Origin of the sequence: Phenylobacterium sp., from assembly GCF_044236515.1 — a bacterium.
Lineage (GTDB): Bacteria > Pseudomonadota > Alphaproteobacteria > Caulobacterales > Caulobacteraceae > Phenylobacterium.
In genome coordinates this window covers 1-2,997 of sequence record NZ_JBIIGK010000246.1, presented here as the reverse complement: position 1 = coordinate 2,997, position 2,997 = coordinate 1, and the positions used below count along the sequence as shown (strand labels likewise).

At 68.7% G+C, this 2,997-nt stretch carries 4 protein-coding genes and 1 pseudogene; 2 read left to right on the top strand and 3 right to left on the bottom strand.

Annotated features, from left to right (window positions below; translation table 11 throughout):
- From ACILRF_RS15815 to ACILRF_RS15805, 3 genes and pseudogenes are all read right to left on the bottom strand, one after another.
- Nucleotides 1–565: pseudogene (locus tag ACILRF_RS15815) on the bottom strand (phosphomannomutase/phosphoglucomutase); the annotation flags it as partial.
- 108 nt (nt 566–673) lie between these two features.
- Nucleotides 674–1,639, bottom strand: coding sequence for an SIS domain-containing protein (locus tag ACILRF_RS15810; RefSeq protein ID WP_395674580.1), 966 nt, complete (start codon nt 1,637–1,639; stop codon nt 674–676).
- Nucleotides 1,636–1,917, bottom strand: coding sequence for a hypothetical protein (locus ACILRF_RS15805; protein WP_395674578.1), 282 nt, complete (start codon nt 1,915–1,917; stop codon nt 1,636–1,638). Before ACILRF_RS15805 ends, ACILRF_RS15810 begins: the two co-directional genes overlap by 4 nt.
- A 47-nt stretch (nt 1,918–1,964) precedes the next feature.
- Here ACILRF_RS15805 and gpmA point away from each other — a divergent pair, with 47 nt between their 5' ends.
- On the top strand, nt 1,965–2,675 hold the full coding sequence (gene gpmA / locus ACILRF_RS15800) for a 2,3-diphosphoglycerate-dependent phosphoglycerate mutase (protein WP_395674576.1): 711 nt from the start codon (nt 1,965–1,967) through the stop codon (nt 2,673–2,675).
- A gap of 99 nt (nt 2,676–2,774) precedes the next feature.
- Complete coding sequence (locus tag ACILRF_RS15795; protein WP_395674574.1) at nt 2,775–2,978, top strand: hypothetical protein; 204 nt, start codon at nt 2,775–2,777, stop codon at nt 2,976–2,978.
- Nucleotides 2,979–2,997: the final 19 nt, after the last annotated feature.

Here is a 2,997-nt window from a genome sequence, read left to right as displayed (position 1 = left end):
GCGGGCGAGACAGCTTCACCTTGTCGGCGGCGTCGGCGATGTAGCGGTCCTTGACCCCATCGACGCGGACCAGCGTCCCACCCGGCCGCTCCGTCCAGGCGCCGCCAAGGACGATCTCCTTCAGCCGGCCCATCTCGTCGGGGCCGAAGGTCAGGGGCTTTTGGGCGCCCATCTTCACGCCGGTCCAGCCGTTCTCGTTGTGGCTGGCGGTCACCATGGCCACGCACGGCGCATCGAGGTCAAACTGCGCGAAATAGGCCATCGGCGAGGTCGCCAGGCCGATATCCACCACCTCGCAGCCGGCAGCCAGCAGGCCCAGCGTCAGCGCCTGCTTGATCGACAGCGAATAGGACCGGAAGTCATGGCCGACGACGATCCGCTTCTGCCCGAGTTCCTGGATGTAGGTCCCGAGGCCGAGGCCGAGCGCCTGGACGCCCAGAAGGTTGATCTCCGGCCCGAACAGCCAGCGCGCGTCGTACTCCCGAAAGCCCGTCGCCTTGACCAGCGGCACGGTCTCGAACGCGAGGGTGTTTGGAGCGATATCGGCGCGGGGAGCAGGCAGCATCGGAACTCCGGAATACCGTTTGGGTCAGCTCAGGTTAGCAGATGGCCCCAGGACAGCCTCAACGCCTAGCGCCAAGCTTTGTGCCTCGGTCGTGTCGTATGAGGCGGCTCACATCACTCCCGCGCGCAGCAGGTCGTGGACGTGCAGGATGCCGACCGGCTTGCCCGCCTCGACGACGAACAGCACGGTGACCGCGGGGGCGGGATCGCTCATCAGGGCCAGGGCCTCGGCGGCCAGGGCGTCCGGCGCGACGGTCTTGCGCGGCCCCGGTGTCATCACTTCTCCGGCGCTGCGGTCCAGGAGACCGTCGATGTGGCGGCGCAGGTCGCCGTCGGTGATCACGCCGCAGAGCGCGCCGTCGTCGTCGGTGACCCCGACGATCCCCCAGCGCTTCTCCGTCATCACCAGAAGCGCCTCGCGCATTGGGGCCGCTCGGGCCACCAGCGGCAGTTCCTCGGCGCCGTGCATCAACGAGCCGGCGGTGCGCAGCATGGCGCCCAGCTTGCCGCCCGGATGGAAGACGTGGAAGTCGGTCGGCTTGAATCCCCGCCGCTCCAGCAGCGCCACCGCCAGGGCGTCGCCCAAGGCGATCTGCAGGGTCGTCGAGGTGGTGGGAGCGTTGACCTCCGCGGTGGCCTCGGTGGCGTCAGCCAGCTGCAGCACCACGTCGGCGGCCCGGCCGAGCGCGCTGTCGGGCCGGGCGGTGAGGGCGATGAGCGGGATCGAGAAGCGGGCGGCGTAGGCGAGGATATCGGCCAGCTCGCGCGCCTCGCCCGACTTCGACAGGCCGACGATCACGTCGTCGCCGGTGACCATTCCCAGGTCGCCGTGGCTCGCTTCGGCCGGATGGACGAAGAAGGCGGGCGCGCCAGTCGAGGCGAAGGTGGCGGCGAGCTTGCGGGCCACGTGGCCGGACTTGCCCATGCCGGTGCAGATGATCCGCCCCTTGGCGGCATAGAGACGGTCAACGGCTTCGGTGAAGGCTGGGCCGAGGGCGGCGGCCTGCAGGGCGAGTGCGTCGGCTTCCTGGGTCAGCACCCGACGGCCGACCGCAATGGCGTCGAAGGTTGTCATTCGGTGGGGGCGATCGCCTGGGCCTGCAAGTCGCGGACGGCTTCGCGAGCCTCCTCGACCCGGGCCTGGGCGGCCTCAATCTGGCGCTGCATGGCGGCCTTCATCGCCGGGGTCTGCTGGACGGGCGTGTGCCCAAACGGAGCCGGCGAGCGCGCGCCGTAGCCCTGCGGCCAGACCATGGCCAGGCCGATGGCCAGGGCGGCGGCTAGGCCGAGCAGCGGCAGGTAGAGGCGGTCGATCATCCGGCCGATATAGCGGCTTCCGCGCTTGACGGCCAAGGCTCCCGGCCCTAGCCGCTTGCGCCCAGCCTAATGGAGACGCGCGCGTGCCCACCCTGATCCTGCTGCGCCACGGCCAGAGCCAGTGGAACCTTGAGAACCGCTTCACCGGCTGGGTCGACGTCGACCTGACGGCCCAGGGCGAGGCCGAGGCCAGGAAGGGCGGCGAGCTGATCAAGGCGGCGGGTGTCCAGCTCGACGGCTGCTTCACCTCGGTCCAAACCCGCGCGATCCGCACCTCCTGGCTGGCGCTGCACGCCGCCGGCCAGGCCTATGTGCCGGAAACCAAGGACTGGCGGCTGAACGAGCGCCACTACGGCGGCCTGACCGGCCTCAACAAGGCCGAAACCGCAGAGAAGCATGGCGAGGAACAGGTCAAGATCTGGCGCCGGTCCTACGACATCCCGCCGCCGGAGATGGCGTCGGGCGGCGAATGGGACTTCTCGAAGGACCGTCGCTACGCCGGCGTCGCCCTGCCGTCCACCGAGAGCCTGAAGACCACCCTCGACCGCGTCCAGCCTTACTGGGAAACGGCCATCGCGCCGGAGCTGCAAGGCGGCAGGACGCTGCTGATCGCGGCCCACGGCAACTCGCTGCGAGCCATCGTCAAGCTGCTGTTCGACGTGGCTGACGACGCCATCGTGGGCGTCGAGATCCCCACCGGCAATCCGCTGCTGATCGAGCTGGACAGCGCGTTGAAGCCGGTCGCCGCGCGTTACCTGGACGAGGCTCGTGCGACGGCCCTGCCTAACATTTGAGTTCGCATAACGCTGCAATGCAACATTAAGGCGCATTGCGGATTTTGCACTTGCGAAGGGGCTGGGCTATGACGCGCCCAGATTCGTGGAGTGCCGTTTATGCTGCAGGTTCCGATGCGCACCTTCCCTGGCCTGTTCGTGGGCCGCCGGACGGTGGTCGAGGCGCAAGCTGCGACCGAACTGGCCGCGGGCGCGCGCTTTGTCTGCGGCTCCTGCGACGACGTGATCTTCAGCGCCGCCGATCGCGAGGCGCTGTCCGACATGGTCGTGAAGTGCCGTTGCGGCGAATTCAACCAGATCTGATCTAGAGCTTCTTCACGAA

Bases quoted from the DNA above. Each gene is read 5' to 3' on its own strand.
- ACILRF_RS15810 (WP_395674580.1), bottom strand. From the start codon at position 1,639: ATGACAACCTTCGACGCCATTGCGGTCGGCCGTCGGGTGCTGACCCAG.
- ACILRF_RS15795 (WP_395674574.1), top strand. From the start codon at position 2,775: ATGCTGCAGGTTCCGATGCGCACCTTCCCTGGCCTGTTCGTGGGCCGC.